The sequence below is a fragment of the Streptomyces sp. NBC_00287 genome (genome assembly GCF_036173105.1).
Classification (GTDB): Bacteria; Actinomycetota; Actinomycetes; order Streptomycetales; family Streptomycetaceae; genus Streptomyces.
The window spans coordinates 9119013-9136113 of the sequence record NZ_CP108053.1; the positions used below are offsets into that span (position 1 = coordinate 9119013).

At 69.5% G+C, this 17101-nt stretch carries 20 protein-coding genes; 12 read left to right on the forward strand and 8 right to left on the reverse strand.

The window, feature by feature from the left end; translation table 11 throughout:
• Positions 1-50: 50 nt before the first annotated feature.
• The 6 genes from OHT76_RS41445 to OHT76_RS41470 form a co-directional block, all read right to left on the reverse strand.
• Complete coding sequence (locus OHT76_RS41445) at positions 51-518, reverse strand: hypothetical protein (protein ID WP_328876044.1); 468 nt, start codon at positions 516-518, stop codon at positions 51-53.
• 124 nt (positions 519-642) lie between these two features.
• The gene (locus OHT76_RS41450; RefSeq protein ID WP_328876045.1) at positions 643-1998 is read right to left on the reverse strand and encodes a DEAD/DEAH box helicase; all 1356 of its coding nucleotides are present in this window, start codon (positions 1996-1998) and stop codon (positions 643-645) included.
• A gap of 262 nt (positions 1999-2260) precedes the next feature.
• On the reverse strand, positions 2261-2923 hold the full coding sequence (locus OHT76_RS41455; protein ID WP_328876046.1) for a dihydrofolate reductase family protein: 663 nt from the start codon (positions 2921-2923) through the stop codon (positions 2261-2263).
• Positions 2923-3429, reverse strand: coding sequence for an SRPBCC family protein (locus OHT76_RS41460; RefSeq protein WP_328876047.1), 507 nt, complete (start codon positions 3427-3429; stop codon positions 2923-2925). Before OHT76_RS41460 ends, OHT76_RS41455 begins: the two co-directional genes overlap by 1 nt.
• Before the next feature lie 3 nt (positions 3430-3432).
• Entirely contained in the window at positions 3433-3774 is a 342-nt protein-coding gene (locus OHT76_RS41465) for an ArsR/SmtB family transcription factor (protein ID WP_328876048.1), read from the reverse strand.
• Positions 3775-3880: 106 nt separating this feature from the next.
• Entirely contained in the window at positions 3881-4453 is a 573-nt protein-coding gene (locus OHT76_RS41470; protein ID WP_328876049.1) for a class I SAM-dependent methyltransferase, read from the reverse strand.
• Between the two features lie 437 nt (positions 4454-4890).
• Here OHT76_RS41470 and OHT76_RS41475 point away from each other — a divergent pair, with 437 nt between their 5' ends.
• The gene (locus tag OHT76_RS41475; protein WP_328876050.1) at positions 4891-5658 is read left to right on the forward strand and encodes a calcium-binding protein; all 768 of its coding nucleotides are present in this window, start codon (positions 4891-4893) and stop codon (positions 5656-5658) included.
• Positions 5659-5934: 276 nt separating this feature from the next.
• Here OHT76_RS41475 and OHT76_RS41480 read toward each other — a convergent pair whose 3' ends face one another.
• Complete coding sequence (locus OHT76_RS41480; RefSeq protein WP_328876051.1) at positions 5935-6372, reverse strand: SMI1/KNR4 family protein; 438 nt, start codon at positions 6370-6372, stop codon at positions 5935-5937.
• Between the two features lie 129 nt (positions 6373-6501).
• Between OHT76_RS41480 and OHT76_RS41485 the strand changes: the two genes are divergently transcribed.
• From OHT76_RS41485 to OHT76_RS41515, 7 genes are all read left to right on the forward strand, one after another.
• The gene (locus tag OHT76_RS41485) at positions 6502-6651 is read left to right on the forward strand and encodes a hypothetical protein (RefSeq protein WP_328876052.1); all 150 of its coding nucleotides are present in this window, start codon (positions 6502-6504) and stop codon (positions 6649-6651) included.
• A 264-nt stretch (positions 6652-6915) separates the two neighbouring features.
• Positions 6916-7821, forward strand: a complete 906-nt coding sequence (locus OHT76_RS41490; RefSeq protein ID WP_328876053.1) for an NADP-dependent oxidoreductase — start codon at positions 6916-6918, stop codon at positions 7819-7821.
• A 73-nt stretch (positions 7822-7894) separates the two neighbouring features.
• Positions 7895-8956 carry an alkene reductase gene (locus tag OHT76_RS41495; RefSeq protein ID WP_328876054.1) on the forward strand — a complete coding sequence of 354 codons (1062 nt, stop codon included), beginning with the start codon at positions 7895-7897 and terminating at the stop codon, positions 8954-8956.
• A gap of 10 nt (positions 8957-8966) precedes the next feature.
• Entirely contained in the window at positions 8967-9446 is a 480-nt protein-coding gene (locus tag OHT76_RS41500) for a MarR family winged helix-turn-helix transcriptional regulator (protein WP_328876055.1), read from the forward strand.
• Positions 9447-9764: 318 nt separating this feature from the next.
• Positions 9765-10550 (forward strand): SDR family oxidoreductase, encoded by a 786-nt coding sequence (locus OHT76_RS41505; protein WP_328876056.1) that lies wholly within the window; start codon positions 9765-9767, stop codon positions 10548-10550.
• Positions 10551-10836: 286 nt separating this feature from the next.
• A complete protein-coding gene (locus OHT76_RS41510) occupies positions 10837-11226 on the forward strand; it encodes a GNAT family N-acetyltransferase (protein WP_328876057.1) in 390 nt (129 codons plus the stop codon).
• Between the two features lie 103 nt (positions 11227-11329).
• Complete coding sequence (locus OHT76_RS41515; protein ID WP_328876058.1) at positions 11330-12886, forward strand: serine hydrolase; 1557 nt, start codon at positions 11330-11332, stop codon at positions 12884-12886.
• A 9-nt stretch (positions 12887-12895) separates the two neighbouring features.
• On the opposite strand, the gene OHT76_RS41520 is transcribed toward OHT76_RS41515, so the two are convergent.
• Positions 12896-13336, reverse strand: a complete 441-nt coding sequence (locus OHT76_RS41520) for a DUF5959 family protein (protein WP_328876059.1) — start codon at positions 13334-13336, stop codon at positions 12896-12898.
• Positions 13337-13543: 207 nt separating this feature from the next.
• Here OHT76_RS41520 and OHT76_RS41525 point away from each other — a divergent pair, with 207 nt between their 5' ends.
• The 4 genes from OHT76_RS41525 to OHT76_RS41540 all read left to right on the forward strand — a co-directional run bounded on the left by OHT76_RS41525 (position 13544) and on the right by OHT76_RS41540 (position 17076).
• Entirely contained in the window at positions 13544-13939 is a 396-nt protein-coding gene (locus OHT76_RS41525; protein ID WP_328876060.1) for a VOC family protein, read from the forward strand.
• Between the two features lie 72 nt (positions 13940-14011).
• Positions 14012-14677 carry a class I SAM-dependent methyltransferase gene (locus tag OHT76_RS41530; RefSeq protein ID WP_328876061.1) on the forward strand — a complete coding sequence of 222 codons (666 nt, stop codon included), beginning with the start codon at positions 14012-14014 and terminating at the stop codon, positions 14675-14677.
• Between the two features lie 106 nt (positions 14678-14783).
• Positions 14784-15563: a class I SAM-dependent methyltransferase gene (locus OHT76_RS41535; RefSeq protein WP_328876062.1), complete on the forward strand. Its 780-nt coding sequence runs from the start codon at positions 14784-14786 to the stop codon at positions 15561-15563.
• Positions 15564-15735: 172 nt separating this feature from the next.
• Entirely contained in the window at positions 15736-17076 is a 1341-nt protein-coding gene (locus OHT76_RS41540; protein ID WP_443049891.1) for a ferredoxin reductase family protein, read from the forward strand.
• Positions 17077-17101: the final 25 nt, after the last annotated feature.

Consider the following 17101-nt stretch of genomic DNA (forward strand, 5'->3'; position numbering starts at 1 on the left):
CACCACGCGGCCGCGCGAACGTTCGGGCGGCGTCGTTGGGAGCGGGGCGCTCAGTCCCAGAGCGGATAGGACTGGGTCTGCGAGAACCGCTCCGGCCGACTGTCCGTGTACACGAGGGTGATCCGGGAGTAGTGCGAGAGCTGAGGCCGCTTCTTCCAGGGCTGCGGATGGTCGAGCCGTACGGTCACCGGATATGCGTGGAAGCGGCCTGCCGCGCAGTACGGCTTGCAGTCGTTGACCCAGTTCACACCTTCGGCCCGCGCCGAATCCGCGCCCCACTGGGACCAACGCAGTGAGGCCAGGCGGCTGTTGCCGTCGCCGCAGGCAAGCATGAATTCGGATGGACGCACCTGCGGGTGCCACAGACAGTCGACGAGGACCGGAAGACCGGTGCGCTGCTGTGCGGTCTGCGCGGCGGGTGCCGGGGCCGGCCGGGCCCCAGGAGGCGCGCCTGCCGCGGCGGCGAGGGCGGCGACCGCGCAGAGCGTGACCGTCGTCGTGAGTGCGCGTATATGCATGGCCGTTCCCCGCTGCCGCTCGCCGACATGTCCCGGACTCGACGCTACGACCGGGGGCCTGAACGCACCACTCGAACGGAGTAGCGCGCCGTTGGTCATGCGGCCAGGGATCGCAGCGCGGGCGTCAGCGGCCCTTGCGTACCCTGGCCGCCGCGCGGGCTTCCGCGGTCTTGCGGGCCTCGGCGGCTTTGCGGGACTCCTTCGCGGGGCGGCCCGTACGGGAGCCGAGACCGCGGAAGGGGGCGTTGCCGCTGCTCTTCTTCGCCGCGGTCGGCGGGCGTTTCGCGCCGGTGATGGCGGTCAGCGTCGCCTCGCCGGAGCGCACTTGCGTGACCGTGGGCCGGATCCCGGCCTCGGACATCATCCGGTTCACATCGCGCCGTTGGTTGGGGGTGACCAGGGTGACCACGGTCCCGGCCTCGCCGGCGCGTGCCGTGCGCCCGCCACGGTGCAGGTAGTCCTTGGCGTCGGCCGGCGGGTCGACGTTGACGACGAGGTCGAGCGTGTCGATGTGAATGCCCCGCGCGGCGACATTGGTGGCCACCAGCACGGTGATCTCACCGTCCTTGAACTGGCCGAGCGTGTGCGTACGCTGCGGCTGCGACTTTCCGCTGTGCAGGGCACCGGCCCGCACGCCGCTGGCACGCAGGTGACGGGTGAACTGGTCCACGCCGGCCTTGGTGTCCAGGAACATCAGTACCCGGCCGTCCCGCGCGGCGATCTCGGTCGCGGTCGCGTACTTGTCGGCGGCGTGGATGTTCAGCACATGGTGTTCCATCGTGGTGACCGAGCCCGCCGCCGGGTCGACCGAGGCGAGAACCGGGTCATGAAGGTAGCTCTGCACCAGCTGGTCGACGTCTCGGTCGAGGGTGGCCGAGAACAGCAGCCGCTGTCCGTCGGGGCGCACCTGGTCCAGGATTTCCGAGACCTGCGGCAGAAAACCCAGGTCGCACATCTGGTCAGCCTCGTCCAGCACCGTGATCCGTACCTGGTTGAGGTGGCAGTCGCGGCGCGACACCAGGTCGGTCAGCCGTCCCGGCGTGGCGATGACGACGTCGGCTCCGGTCCGCAGCAGGGCCTGCTGCCGGTTGATCGACAGCCCGCCGACCACCGTCGCCAGTCGCACATTCAGAGTCTGCGCGTACGGGGCCAGCGCGTCGCTCACCTGCTGTGCGAGTTCTCGGGTCGGCACCAGGACCAGCGCGAGCGGCCGCTTCGGCTCCGCTCGCAGACCGGCGGTCCGGGCGAGGAGGGCCAGCCCGAAAGCCAGGGTTTTGCCGGAGCCGGTCCGGGCGCGGCCGAGGACATCGCGGCCGGCCAGCGCGCCCGGCAGGGTAGCCGCCTGGATCGGGAACGGCTCCGTCACTCCAAGGTCGGCCATCGTCTTCATCAGCTTCGTCGGCATCCCGAGTGCCTCGAAGGACGCGGCCGGAGGCAGGCCCGGAGACACCGTCTGCGGCGTCGACGGCTTCGCGTTCATGGGGGAACCTTCCTGATCAGGCGCCCCGGAATGATCCGGGGCCCGTACCCCTTGGTACGGGCCCCGGCGAAGTCGAAGCGAGCCTTCATTTTACCAGCGGGTGCCTGGATGCCCGTATAGACCCCGGACACAGCCGCTGCCAATGCCGTGCCGCCGGCGAGGTGGCCTGCTGGACAGAGCGGTGTATGGCGGCCTGAAGCCGCAGCCCGATCGGCGTGTGCGCCGTGGGTGCTCGGGGCGCTGGGATGGAGTGGTGGCGGGGCTACCGTGGGTGCACGGCGTAGGTCAGGTGTGTCACCCGCGACGAGGGCTCCGAACGGACCGGCTCCAGCGCGACCCTGGATGCGTCCACGCCGTCGAACAGACGGGTGCCGGCGCCGAACAGCACCGGTGACAGCGTGATCGAGAACTCGTCGACCAGACCGGCGTTCAGGTACTCCAGGATCGTCGCGCCGCCGCCCGCGATGCGGACGTCGCGGTCGGCGGCGGCCTCGCGGGCCTGGTCGAGGGCGTGCTCGATGCCGTCGTTGACGAAGTGGAACGTGGTGCCACCGGGCCGCTCCCACGGGTCACGCTCGGTGTGCGTCACGACGAAGACCGGGGTGTGGAAGGGCGGCTCCTTCGGCCATGCCTGCTCGCCGAGGTCGAACATGCGCTTGCCCATGACGCTCGCGCCGGTGCGCTCGAACGTCTCTCGCGCGATGTCGTTGTCGCGGCCCTCCTCGCCGCCCTCGCCCAGCTTCAGGTTCTCCCGGAAGAACCGCAGCGGGAAGACCCACTGCTGCAGCTCCGTCCACTGCGCCATCCAGCGCTGAACGTCCGGGTCGCCCTGCCTGTCGGGCGCGAAGAGGTCAACGGGCTCGGGCTCGGGCGCGATGAAGCCGTCCAGCGACATCGTCACACTGAAGAACACCTTCCCGGCCATCAGCCCTCCGCCTCCTTTCGCGCGAGGTCGGTGACGTAGGCCGCCAGGCTGCTCAGGGTCTGCCGGCCGCCCTCGATCGCGTGGTACTTCTCGACCGCCTCGTCGCGCAGTTCCTTGGTGGGGAACACCGTGCGCATCACGATCCGGGTCGCCGCGCCGTCCGGCGCGAAGGTCAGGACCGACTCGAAGGCGTTCGGGTCGTCGCGGGACTCACCGTGCAGCAGCGCGATCCGCTCCGGTGGGGCAATCCGCAGCCAGCGGATCCACTCGGAGTAGTCGGTCCCGTCCGGCCCGTGCAGCACGAAGTCCCACTCCCCGCCCTCGCGGAACTCGAAGGACCGCGTGGTGGTGGTGAACCCCTCCGGGCCCCACCATCGCGACAGGTGCCGGACCTCGGTGAACGCCTCGAACACCAGCTCCCGCGGGGCGTCGATGACCCGGGAGATCACGATCTCCCGGTCGGTCGTCGCCGACTCCGCCCGCGGTTCTTGCCTTGCCCCTGCCATCGGTCATTCCTCCTGCCGTGTCTGCTTGAGGTCCTGCACGTAGGTGTCCAGCCGGTCGAAACTCTCGTTCCAGAACCGCTCGAATCCGCCGACCCACTCGTGGACCGGCCGCAGCCCGCGGGCGTCCAGGCCGTAGAGGCGCTGCTTGCCCACCCCGCGGACCCGCACCAGCCCCACTTCCCGAAGCACCCGCAGGTGCTTGGACGCCCGTGGCTGGCTCATCCCCAGCTCCTGGGCCAGGTCGGTCACCGGCCGCTCACCCGCCCGCAGCAGCGCGAGGATGTCCCGGCGCTGCGGCTCGGCGATCGCATTGAACGCGTCCGACGTCGTCGCTGCTCGTGCCACGGCAGCCATCATATGCCTATATCGGAATATGTGAAGCCGGTTGGAGAGCGGGCGAGTCTTGTCGGATCACGATTGCAGCGTCATACGGCCACGGATGCCCCAACTTTCAGGGGCGTAGGGCGTAGCAGCGGAGCACGTCGAGATCGGCCGTACGGACAACAGACCAGCCCACGGTGAGCATCTCGATTTCGGCTTGAGTGATGCCGAGATTCGTGCGTGGGTCGGATTCGGCGCGGTGGCCGGCGATCTCAGTGACGACCCAGAACGTCCCGCCGGGTGCGAGAACACTACGGACGCGGTTGAGGAAGGCCGGCTTGTCGTCCATCCACCGGTAGACGAGTCGGCAGGTGATGACCGCGTATGGCGGATCGGGCAGCTTGCCGAGGTCGTCGGTGGCGAAGTCCATGCACTGCCATGCCGGGCCGGGGGCGGGGTTGGTGTCCTGGGCGGCGAGGGTGATGGCGCTGGGGGCGCAGTCGATTCCGGTGGTGTGGTAGCCGAGACGGTGGTGGAGGTGGCGGGCGAGGTCACCGGCGCCGGTGCCGATGTCGAGGGCCGGCCGGCCGCGGCCAGGATCGAGATGCTCGGCCAGCAGTCTGGTTTCGGCGTCGGTGATCTGGCGGTAGCGGCGGCCTTGGGCCCACAGTGGCTCCCAGTACGCCTGGGTCGAGGTCGTCATGATGTTCCTTCACGTGTGGGGCGGCACGGCCGCCGGTGTGGGCGAGTTGGGCATCTCGCGCAGGACGCGCACGGAAGGCCATGGTGCTCACGGACGGGGAACACCGGATCTGGTCTGTAGTCCGTTCGGCCAAGAGCTCAACCAGCCGGCCACGATCCGCTCCTCCCTCACCGATCGTGGGGACACCCTGGTGGACCCTCCTCCTTGCGCCCTGCGCGTATTACCGCACCGAGGCCATGTGGGTGCCTTACGGAGTGCACACCCGGACTCGATGACGTACGCCCTGGCCGGCGCCCCTCAGTGATGGTCCCGCCTCGTCTCCGTCTGCCGGAGTTGGGGGTTCGGTTTCGGAATGAATGATCCGTACAACTCGGTGGCGTCCTCGCGGGTCTTCCCCACATCCGGACCATGATCCGGCCCCTCGTGCTGGGAGAACCATGCGCAGGCATTACACCGTGGTCGTCACCGTCGCCCCCCTGGTCGTCCTTGCCGCAGTGGCGCCCGCGGCCCACGCCGACACGACCGTGGGAGACACCCGCATCACGTCCATCACCTTCGGCAAGGCGACCACGGGCGTCGGCGCCACGCTCGGGGCATCGGTCAGCGTCACGCTGACAGCCATGGACGACTCCGGGATCGACAGTGTCATCGGCCCCAAGGTGGTGGGCCCCGACGGGCTGGTCATCCGTCCCACCCGCAACGAGTGCACCGAGCAGAGCGCGACCACCGTGCAGTGCGTCTACAGCTTCCCGCTCTCGCCGGACGGCACGGACGCGCAGGACCTGCGGAACAGTTCGGCGGGCGCCTGGCACTTCAAGGCCAAGGCCGTGGCCGCCGACGGCGACTCGCACCACCTGTCGCCGGGCGCACCGCTCAGCGTCAAGCGGCACGCCAAGCTGGAGAACGCCCAGGCCACGCCCGAGCCGGTCGACAATGGCGACAAACTCACCGTCACGGGCTGGCTCCGGCGGGCCAACTGGGACACCAACGTCTGGGACGACTACGCGGGCAAGCTCGTGGCCCTCCAGTTCCGCAAGTCCGGCACCGACACCTTCAAGACTGTAAAAACGGTCACCACCGACAGCGCAGGCAAGCTGCGCACCACGGTCACCGCGAACACCACCGGCACCTGGCGCTGGCGGTTCACCGCCAACACCATTGCCACGGGTGCGACTTCGCAGGGCGACCGGGTCGTCGTGAGCTAGCGCCGGAGGCGTCCCCGGCACAGGCGAACCGGGAGTCCGCCCTGTCCGCGAGCACCCCGTGCGGACAGGGCCTGCGGCCGCGATCAGGCGACCATGAGCCGGACCAGGGGATCCGGCCGCCCGGCGCGCAGCCCCGGCCGCGGCTGGCCAGCGGCGCGCGGGCGGCTTCTGCAGCGAATTGGATGGCGGGTGCCATCCAATTTTGAGGGGCCTGGGTCACTTACTCATGTGGCTCATCGACGGTCGACGGGTCGGTCCGCACGGCGGCAGGCGTCTTCACGGGCGCTGCAGCCACTCGGTGTACCAAGTGCGAAAACCGGGGCTCACTTGAACGAAACCGCCCCAGTCCGGATCCATCCGCCAGACCTCGCCCGCCCGCGGGCCGTTGAGGATCAGCCGGATGTAGATGCCGCAGCCCTCTTCGGCCAACATGAGCGTGCCCCGGGTCAGTTCATCGCCTGGTGCGTCAATCGGGCTGGGCAGGGGTTCGGTGAGGACGAACGGCTCGGCGAGCCTGCCCGAAAGGCGGTCTTCTTCCCACTCGTCGTCCACGGCCCACTCCTCGCGGGCCTTCGTGCGGGGGACGGCCAAGGGCATCAACCCGTAACCGGGACCGGCGGGGCCGTCGCCTACCTGCGCGACGAAGGACCGGTACTCGGCCGGCAGATCGATGCCGTGGGTTGCCTCGAACGCCCGAATCTCGGCCTCCGGCACTACAGGCGCCAATTCGTACCGGTGCGTGTCCGACCCGAAGCGCTCCCGCCTCGGGTCCTGTGACGCCATCTCCCGTATCCGAGCGCGTACGCCCCCCTGGTCCCAGCTCTCCATCCCGTGACCGTAACAATGACGTCGGCTCCCGGTCCGCCGCACCTCGCCCTGCCTGCGGCAACGGCCGCTGTGCACCAGGGCGTCTCCCTCCTGGAACGACCGAACACCGAGCTGTTGGCGCGGCTGGAGGAGAGGGGTGCGGAGCTGGAGGCTGCCCGGCGGTAAACCCCAAGTTGGTCCGGGCTCTGGATCAAAAGGGGACCGTGGACCGCAAGGGTCGGCCCGGTCGTCCGGCTTCCGGGCGACGTGACGCAAGGTCTGCTCCGCCGGGCACCTGCCGCCTCGACCGTCGCCCCGAGACCGCCGACGCGACCCCGACCGATCTTGTGCAGCACGAGCGGCAGGAAATACTTGGCTAGCCACATGTTTGCTGTTAGGTTAATTATGTGTCCAGCCACCTAAATGGGTGGCGGCACGAGAGGAGTCGTCATGAAAGCCATCCTGTTCGACCGATTCGGCGGCACGGACGTGCTGCGCGAGGCGGACATCGAGGTCCCGCAGCCCGGCCCCGGCCAGGTCCGCGTCCGCGTCAAGGCGGCCGGGCTGAACGCCCTGGACGGCAAGATCCGCTCCGGGGCACTGGAGGCCGTGTTCCCCACGCCGCTGCCCTCCGTCCCCGGTCACGAGCTCGCCGGCGTGGTGGACGCCCTGGGCGAGGGCGTGAGCGACGTGCAGGTGGGGGACGAGGTGCTGGGCTGGTCGGACACCGGCTCGTACGCCGAGTACGCGCTGGCCACCACCGTGGCCCCCAAGCCCGCCGGCCTCGACTGGAGCCACGCGGTCGCGCTGCCGGTGGCGGGCGAGACGGCCGAGCGGGTCCTGAACCTGCTCGGGGTCGTCGCCGGGGAGACCGTGCTGATGCACGGCGCGGCCGGATCCGTCGGCACCCTGGCGGTCCAGCTCGCCACGGCCCGCGGGGCGCGTGTCATCGGCACCGCCGGCCCCGCGAACCAGGAGTACCTCGCCTCGCTCGGCGCCACCGCCACCCTCTACGGCGAGGGCCTGGTCGAGCGGGTCCGGGCGCTCGTCCCCGAGGGCGTGGACGCGGTGTTCGACCTGGCCGGGAAGGGAGCCCTTGAGGACTCCATCACCCTGCGGGGCGGCACCGAGCGCATCGTCACCATCGCCGACTTCCGCGCGCACCAGCTCGGCATCACCTTCGCCAACGGTCCCCAGGAACGCTCGACCGCCCGCCTGGCCGCTCTGGCCCAGGACGCCGCGACCGGCAAGGTCGTCACCACCGTCACCGCCTACCCGCTCGACCAGGCCGCCACGGCCCAGCAGGTCAGCGACGCCGGGCACGTCCGGGGCAAGCTCGTCCTCACCCTCGACTGATCACGCCCGCCACTGCACCATCCGCCGCTGTCCCGATGACCACCTGTTCATTACCGCACCTTAGGACCCACTCATGCTGAACTCCCTGTGGACGCCGATCACCGTCGGTGACATCTCCCTCCCGCACCGCCTGGTCATGGCCCCCATGACCCGTGACCGCTCCACACCTGAAGGCGTACCGACCGAGCTGAACGCCGAGTACTACGCTCAGCGTGCCTCGCACGCGCTCATCATCACCGAGGGAACCCAGCCCAATGCCGACGGCCAGGGCTACCTCCTCACCCCCGGCATCCACAATGACGAGCAGATCGCCGGGTGGCGCAAGGTCACCGACGCCGTGCACGCGGCCGACGGACGGATCGTCATCCAGCTGATGCACACCGGACGCATCGCCCACCCCGACAACACCCCGCACGGGCGCCAGCCGGTCGCCCCTTCGGCGATCCGGCCGCAGGGCCAGATGTTCACCGCGTCCGGGCCCCAGGAGATGCCCACGCCCCGCGCCCTGTCCACACACGAAGTCGCGGCAACCGTCGACGACTTCCGCCGCGCCGCAGCGGCTGCCGTCGCGGCAGGCGCCGACGGCGTGGAGATCCACGCAGCCAACGGCTACCTGGTGCACCAGTTCCTGTCCGACAACACCAACCAGCGCACCGACCGCTACGGCGGTTCCCTCGAGGGCCGCATCCGCTTCGCCGTCGAGGTCGCCGCTGCCGTGGCCGACGAGATCGGCGCCGACCGTACCGGCCTGCGCATCTCTCCCGGCAACCCCTACAACGACATCGCCGAGTCCGACACTGCCGAGCTGTATCCGGCTCTCCTGCGCGCCCTCAGCCCGCTCGGCCTCGCCTACCTCCACGTGATGCACGCGGGCGACGACGCGCTGCTGGGCATCCTGCGCGCGCTGTGGCCGACCACGCTGATCCTCAACCGGGCCGGTACCGACCTGCCCACCCGCGCCAAGGACATCGACCACGGCGCGGCCGATCTCGTCTCCGTCGGCGCCCTCGCGCTCGCCAACCCGGACCTGGTCGAGCGGCTACGCTCTGACGCGCCGCTGAACACCCCCGACCCGGCGACCTTCTACGGCGGCGGAGCGGCCGGCTACACCGACTGCCCCACCCACACCGTCTGAGGAACCAACCATGGCCGCCCCCACACCCCGCACCCCCTCCACGGCGAGCGAGGGACCGATGAGCTACGCGATCTTCCAGCTCGCCCGCGCTCACCGCGCCCGCGCCGCCGCCATGCTCCGGGGGATGGACCTGCATCCCGGACAGGAACTGCTGCTGATGCAACTCCTCGACCGGGACGGCCAGACTCAGTCCGAGCTGCTCGAAAGCGTCGGCCTGGACCACTCCACCGTCTCCAAGTCGCTGCGCCGCATGCAGGACGCCGGCCTGCTCGTCCGCGAGCCGGCCGAACACGACCGGCGCGTCATGGTCGTCCACCTCACCGACAAGGGCCGTGCCATGCGCGAACCCATCGCAGCCATGTGGCAGGCCCTGGAGGAGACCTCCGCGCGGAACCTGTCGGCGCAGCAAGCAGAGTCCTTCGTCCGCACCGCCTACGCCATCGCCGACGCGATCAACAGCCCCGCTCTTCCGCAGGAAGAGTCCGCGTAACTCCCTGCTGTGCACTCCCGGTCCGCGTACGCCATACGACGCATGGAGAAGTTCCGGAGGAGACACGCGGGCACCCCTGCGCGGACAGTGGCCCCTTCCCCACTGCCTGCCGACTGCACATCGAGGACGGCCGCACCACCCGCGTGCGCGCCCCGTCGACGTCGGCGGGCTGCTGCGTGCCGACGCGCCGGGGATGCGCCCACCACAGGCCCGCCCCCTGAGTTGCCCGGTCCGACGGCGCCCACGTCCGCGGCCACCACTGCCCTGCCTGCCCAATCCCCCCACCACTGACCTGACCTGATGGAAAGTGAGCCTCCCATGAGCACCACCCTCCCCGTCCTTGTTGTGGGCGCGACCGGCTCCCTCGGGGGCAAGGTCGTCGACGAACTGCTGGGGCGCGGTAAGGAGGTCCGTGCCCTGGTCCGGCCGACCACCGACGCGAGCAGGCTCAAAAGCCGGGGTGTCGAGATCGCCCGCGGCGACATGCTCGACCTCGACTCACTCGTCGCCGCCATGAACGGCGCCGATGCCGTCATCACCACCGCCGCCGGCTACACCCGCGGCGGCAAGAACGCGTACGACATCGACACCGTCGGCAACGCCAACCTCGCCGAGGCCGCCCACCGCGCAGGCATCCGGCGGTTCGTCCTGACCAGCATCCTCACCAGCGACCAGACGCCCCAAGTCCCGCACTTCTGGCACAAGAAGGTCGCCGAGGACAAGCTCGAACAGCTCGGCGTCCCGTTCGTCGCGCTGCGCCCGGGGGCGTTCGTCGACCAGATCGCGAGCATGGCGGGTGACCCGGTCGACAGGGGCCGCCTGATGTGGGTGGGCAAGACCAGCGTCCCGCTGACCTTCGTCCACACCTCCGATCTCGCGGCGTACCTGGCGGCCGCCGTAGATGCCGAGGCCGACGACGGCGAGCGCATCGACATCGGCTGGGACCGTCCGGTCAGCATGCGCGAGGTGGCCCACCTGATGGGCAGCCGGGCCGGAAAGAAGATCAAGGTGTGGGCCGTCCCTTCCGTCGTCGCCCGCGCCGCAGGAGCCCTCCTCGGCCGCTTCATGCCCTTGGTCAAGGACATGGTCGCGATGTTCGCCTGATTCGACAGCGGCCGTTACGTCGCCGACCCCCGGCGGCAGGAGCAGCTGTTCGGCCCGGTCCCCACGGCCGAGGACGCCCTCGCCCGGTTCACCGACGAGCTGGGCACAGCGCGGCAGCGGTGATGACGGGCCCCGGCCAGGAAGGGGATAACTCGTGGCCGGGGCCGGTGGTTTGGTGCTAAGTGTGGGTGCTCGCCGGTTGTCCGAGGAGCGCCGATTCGTGAGTTCATCCCTGTTTCTGGCAAAGGTGACGCCGGAGAATGTCGCTGCGGTGTGCCGTGTGCGAGTGCGGTCCGATCAGGACCGCTTCGTCGATCCGGTCGTGACGTCGCTTGCTGAGGCGTATGCGTATGGGGAGGTCGCCTGGCCCCGGGTGATCTGCGACGGCGAGCAGGTCGTCGGGTTCGTGATGGCCGGCTTCGACCCGGCGCACGAGGTGGAGCCGTACCGGTGCTATCTGTGGCGGCTCAACATTGCCGCAGATCGGCAGCGGAAGGGGTACGGCAGCTTCGCGGTGGAGGCGGTGTGTGCCGAGGCCCGGAGCCGCGGCCAGCGCCGACTGTGGGTGTCCTGGCAGCCGGGCGACGGCGGGCCGGAACCGTTCTATGCGCGGCTCGGCTTCCGGGTCACCGGCGAGGTCGTTGACGGCGAGATCGTCGCCGAGCGGGTGCTGTAGCGCCGCTGCGCCACTTCCACCCCGGCCCGTCACCGTCGGCCCAGTGTTCCGGGTGGGTCCGGCTGGGCGCGACAGACCTCGTCGCGGGACTTTCAATGGAGGAGTGAGCAGGTTCGCATGGGTTGCTGCGGCCGGGCTGACGGCGCTGCTGGGCGTCACCGCGCCGGGGCCTTCCCCGCCCCCGCCCCAACCGCCGCCCCAGCTCGACGACGCGGATGTGCAGCGGGCCGTCGACCGGCTGGACGGGGTGGTGGAGTCGGCCATGAAGCGCACCGGTGCGCCGGGCGTGGCCGTCGCCGTAGTCCACGACGGCAAGGTGCTGCACCTGAAGGGGTACGGCGTCCGCAAGGCGGGCGAGGAGGGCGCCGTCGACGCCGACACCGTATTCCAGCTCGCCTCCCTCTCGAAGCCGATCGCCTCGACCGTCGTCTCCGGAGCCGTGGGCGTCGAAGGCTGGACCAAGCCCGTCGCCCCGAACGTGCCGGACTTCCGCCTCAAGGATCAGTGGGTCACCTCCCATGTGACGGTCGCCGACCTCTTCTCGCACCGCAGCGGCCTGCCCGATCACGCCGGGGACCTCCTCGAAGACCTCGGCTACAACCGCGCGTACATCTTGTCCCACCTGCGCTACGAGCCTCTCGCGCCGTTCCGTGCCAGCTACGCCTACACCAACTTCGGTCTGACAGCAGCCGCCCAGGCCGTCGCCGACGCCAAGGGCGTGTCCTGGGAGAAGCTCGCCGCCGACACCCTCTACAAGCCGGCCGGCATGGACTCCACCAGCTCACTCTTCGAGGACTACGCGAACGCCGCCAACCGGGCCTGGGGGCACGTCAAGACCGAAGGCGACACCTGGAAGGCCGAGTTCGTGCGGGACCCGGACGCGCAGTCGCCGGCCGGCGGCGTCAGCTCCACCGCCCGGGACATGGCGGTCTGGCTGCAGCTTCAGCTTGCCGACGGCAAGCTCGACGGCAAGCAGATCATCGACGCAGAGGCGCTGCAGCGCACCCACTGGCCCGAGTCGATTGCCAATCCGCCCCATGCCCCGGCCGCCCGGACCGGCTTCTACGGCCTGGGCTGGAACGTGAGTTACGACGACGAGGGCCGGCTCAGGCTCTCCCACACAGGAGCATTCGCGCTCGGCGCGCACACCAACGTCACCATGCTGCCCGGCGAGCAACTCGGCATCGTCGTCCTCAGCAACACCTCACCGGTCGGCGTCGCTGACGCCGTCGCTCTGGACTTCTTCGACATCGCGCAGACGGGCGAGATCAGTCGCGACTGGATCCCCCTCGTGGATGCGTTGTACCAGCAGCAGGAGGATGCGGGCCGGTCGAAGACCGACTACGCCCACCCGCCGTCCGACGCCGCGCCCGCGAAGGCCGCCGACACTTACACGGGGACGTTCGAGAGCGACTATTACGGGCGGGCCCAGGTCGTTGCCGACGAGGACGGGGCCCTGACGCTCCGTCTGGGGCCGAAGCCGCAGACGTACCGTCTCACGCACTACGACGGCGACACGTTCAGTTTCCCGACCGCCGGCGAGAACGCCGTCGGCCTCACCGGAGTCACCTTCACCCCGGACCAGAAATCCTTCACCGTGGAATACCTGGACACCAATGGGCTCGGCACCTTCACCCGCACCGGCGGGGCGTCCAGGTAACCGTGTGGGTCACCGGCGTTGCTCGGTTGACAGCATCGGCACCCAGTGATCCATCACCAGGCGCAGACGCCGACGGTGGTCGGCAATCCAGTTGTCCGGCGGGACGAGCGGGACCCGCACAGTGACCATGGACCCGGACTCGTCCTCCACAACCACCTCCGGGCAGCCACGGTCGCCGGTGAGCTGGATGAAGACGGACGGCCCGCTGCTCATCTGCATCCAGGCCACCTCCTCGCCGGCGTCCAGCCTGTCCAACGCGCGGGCCCAGCCGTCCAGCCGCGCGACGTACAAGGCGAGATCGATACGGCCGGACACGAAGGGCGTCTTCACGACGATCTCAGCGTCGAGTCCAGCGGTCCACCGGGGATTGCGTCCCAGGACATTGACCGCGACGCTGTTCCCCTCGTCATCAGCGAGGGAGATGAGTTCTCTCGGGGAACTGCCGCCCATGGCTGCCCTTTCGTCGGCGAATAGAGAGATCCTCGCCTGCCCGAAGGGCGCCTTCCACTCCATTTGTCGCGGGCGAGTTGAGTCAGCCGGGTACCGTCCAGGCAGTGGCCCGGCTCATATTGAGCACGCCGGTGTAGGTGATACTGGTGAACGTGTATCTGATGCCGGGTCAAGCCCGTCTGAAGTCCCGCACTATCTGGGAGAGTCGTGACAAGTAGGTTCCTGGAGTTGGCCGTTGACTGCCACGATCCGGAGAGGCTCGCGGCCTTCTGGTGCGAGGTCCTGGACTTCAAGGTGATCGAACGGAGCGAGGGCAAGGTCGAGATCGGCTCCTGGGTGCCGACCGTCGAGGATGTTCGGGCCCGCCAGATGCCGCCCACCCTGCTGTTCATCCAGGTCCCCGAGGGCAAGACCGTGAAGAACCGGCTTCACCTCGACGTCAGCCCGATCGACAGCAGCACCGAGGACGAAGTGACCAGATTGCTCGGCCTCGGCGCCTCCAAGACGGATGTGGGCCAGGGCTCAGACCGAAACTGGGTGGTCATGGCAGACCCTGAGGGCAACGAGTTCTGCGTCCTACGCAGCCTGGCACCGCAGAACTAGGCCGCGAGCGGGGCACCCGCACCCGTCACACACCGCATCCGTCACGCTGCCGAGAAGACTACTGTCGCGGGCATGGTCGGACATGATGCCTTCGGTGCCACCCGCGAAGCCTACGACGCTGTTGCGCCCACCTACGCGCAGCTGTTCCGCGGCGATCTGCGTGACAGGCCCCTGGACCGTGCGATGTTGGGCGTCTTCGCCGAGGTCGTTCGTGCGAGTGGTGGTGGGCCGGTCGCGGACCTGGGTTGCGGGCCGGGTCATGTCACCGCCTATCTGGACGGGCTCGGGCTGTCGGCGTGTGGTGTTGATGCCTCGCCCGCGATGATCAAGTTGGCTCGGCAGGCCTACCCGGGCCTGCGGTTCGAGGTGGGCTCGATGGCGGCGTTGGACATCGCTGACGGTGTGCTGTGCGGCGTACTCTCACGGTGGTCCGTCATCCATACTCCACCGCAAGAACTCCCCGTCATCCTGGGCGAGTTCCACCGTGTGCTGGCACCTGGCGGCCACCTCCTGATCGGCTTTTCCGCCAGCGATGGTCCGTCTCACCCGACACAGGTCTTCGATCACACCGTCGCGCCGGCCTATCGGTGGTCGCCGGATCACCTCGCCGCGATGCTGCGCACGTCCGGGTTGGCCGAGGTGGCCCGGATGGTTCGCGAGCCTGAGCCCACTGACCGGCGGCAGTTCCAGGAGGTTCACCTGCTCGCCCGCAAAGCCCGGGCAGGGGCTGCTGCCTGACCCCGAGCAGTTCCTCTGAAGCCAAGGGCTGAGCCGGAGAATGGATGGGTTCTCCATAGATTCGGGATTGCCCGCCGACCACGTTCGGCGCAGATATGGTGACCGGGTGGACCGGAATGAACTGGCGCTCCACGCCTCGTCGTTCGGTGCGGCAGCGGTCGCCTACGCCGCGCACCGACCGGACTACGCGCAGGCCGCGGTGCATTGGGCGCTCACAGACGCGCCCGGCCCGCGCGTACTCGACCTCGGCGCCGGAACCGGCAAGCTGACCGCCACGCTGGTCGCGCTGGGTGCCGAAGTGTTCTCGGTCGAGCCCGACTTGGCCATGCTGACCGAGCTGCGCCGCTCGCTGCCGGGTGTCCGTGCCCTGTCGGGCAGTGCCGAGGCGATCCCGCTGCCGGACGCCTCCGTCGATGCCGTGCTGGCGGGCAACGCCATGCATTGGTTCGATATGGCCGTCGCGGGACCCGAGATCGCCAGGGTCCTCGCGCCCGGCGGCATTCTGGCCGGCCTGTGGAACCTGATGGACGACCAGGTCGAGTGGGTTGCCGGGCTCGCGCGGGTCAGCGGGAGCGCGGCCATCGGCCCGCGTGACACGCCTGCGAGCTGGCGGGCCGAGACGGCCGACATGCACCTGCCGAAGACCGGCGTCGCCGCCCGGTTCGGGTCACCGGAGCAGGCAGAGTTCCCGCACGGGCAGCGCCGCACCGCCGACTCTCTCGTCGCGACCCTCGCGACGCGCGCGGGGATGCTGGTCATGCCCGAACAGGCACAGCAGGCCACGCTCGGACGGATCCGTACATTCCTCGCGAGCCGACCGGAGACCGCCCGCGGCGAGTTCACTCTCCCGATGCTGACCGGGGTGCTGCGCGCCCGGCGGCTGTGAAAGCCGTCGAACGCCCCATTGCACTCAGACAGGCCGTTCCGGCATGAACGGATCGGGCCGGCGCGCCGTATCCTTACCCGATCGAGGTTCGCATTCGGCCGGATTTCTCGGTCTTCATGGGGTTTGTGCACACGGGTCGTGAGTCGTGCGGCCCGGGGGATGGGGGGCGACCATGATGGCGGCGAGTAGCACGGTGCGCACTGGCAGTCTGCTTCCGGTGGATGCCGCGCGCTGGGTGATGTGGACGTTTGTCCTCGTCAACGTGGCGGTTGTCGAGGCGTTGTTCCTCAGTGCCGGTGAGGGCAAGAACGAGGTGCTCACGGTCGCGAAGTTCTTCGGACTGCACGCGGCCCTGCTGATCCTGTTTCAACTGCTGTTGGTGGCCCGGCTGCCGTGGTTGGACCGTCGCATCGGGATGGACCGGCTCACGGTGTGGCATCGCTGGGTGGGGTTTTCTCTGCTGTGGACCGTCCTTACCCACGCCACTTTGGTGGTGCTCGGCTACGCGACACTCGACGACACGTCCATGGGGAAGACCTTCGTCGCCTTGAGCGGTGTCCCGGCCTCCCTGCTGGGCATGCTCGCCGCGGCCGTCATCGTCGTGATCGCCGTGACGTCCACCCGGTGGGTACGACGTCGGCTGCAGTACGAGGTGTGGCACGGTCTGCACCTGCTGCTCTACGTGGCCCTGGGGCTGGCGTTCGTCCACCAGTTGCAGGAGACGACGACGTTCACGTCCTCCGCGTTCGCCACGGCCTACTGGTGGTGCCTGTGGCTGTTCGCGTTCGGTGCGCTGCTGGCCGGGCGTCTCGCCCTGCCGCTGTGGCGCAACGCCTACCACCAGTTCCGTGTTGTGGCCGTGGTGCCGGAGTCGCTGAACGTGGTCTCCGTGTACGTGAGTGGACGGCACCTGGACAAGTTCCCTGCCCGGGCAGGCCAGTTCTGCATCTGGCGGTTTCCCGGGCACCACCACTGGTGGATCGCCAATCCCTTCTCCCTGTCGGCGGCGCCGGGCGGACAGGGGCTGCGTCTGACGGCGAAGGCGGTGGGTGCCAGCAGCGCCGGCCTGCACAACGTCCCGGCCGGCAGCCGCGCCTTCGTCGAAGGGCCGTACGGGGCCTTTACGTCGTTGCACCGGAGTCGGCCCGGCGCTCTGCTGATCGCCGGCGGCGTGGGAATCACGCCGGTGCGGGCCATGCTGGAGGAGCAGTCGACCGGCGATGTCGTCGTGCTGTACCGGGTGCGCAGCGAGGCCGACGCCGTACTGCTGAACGAGGTGCGCCACCTGGTTGCGCAACAGGGCGGACGGCTGCACTTGCTCGCCGGCCGGACTGGAGAGCACGGTGTCCCGCCGTTCGGGCCGAGCGTCCTGCACCAGCTGGTCCCTGACATCACCGAACGTGACGTGTACGTCTGCGGCCCGCCCGCCATGACCGCGGCCGTGCTCTCCGGCCTGCGCGACTTGCAGGTCCCCGCGCGGCAGGTGCATGCGGAGCGGTTCGGCCTGGCCTGACCCGGAAGGGGGACGAGACCCGAGG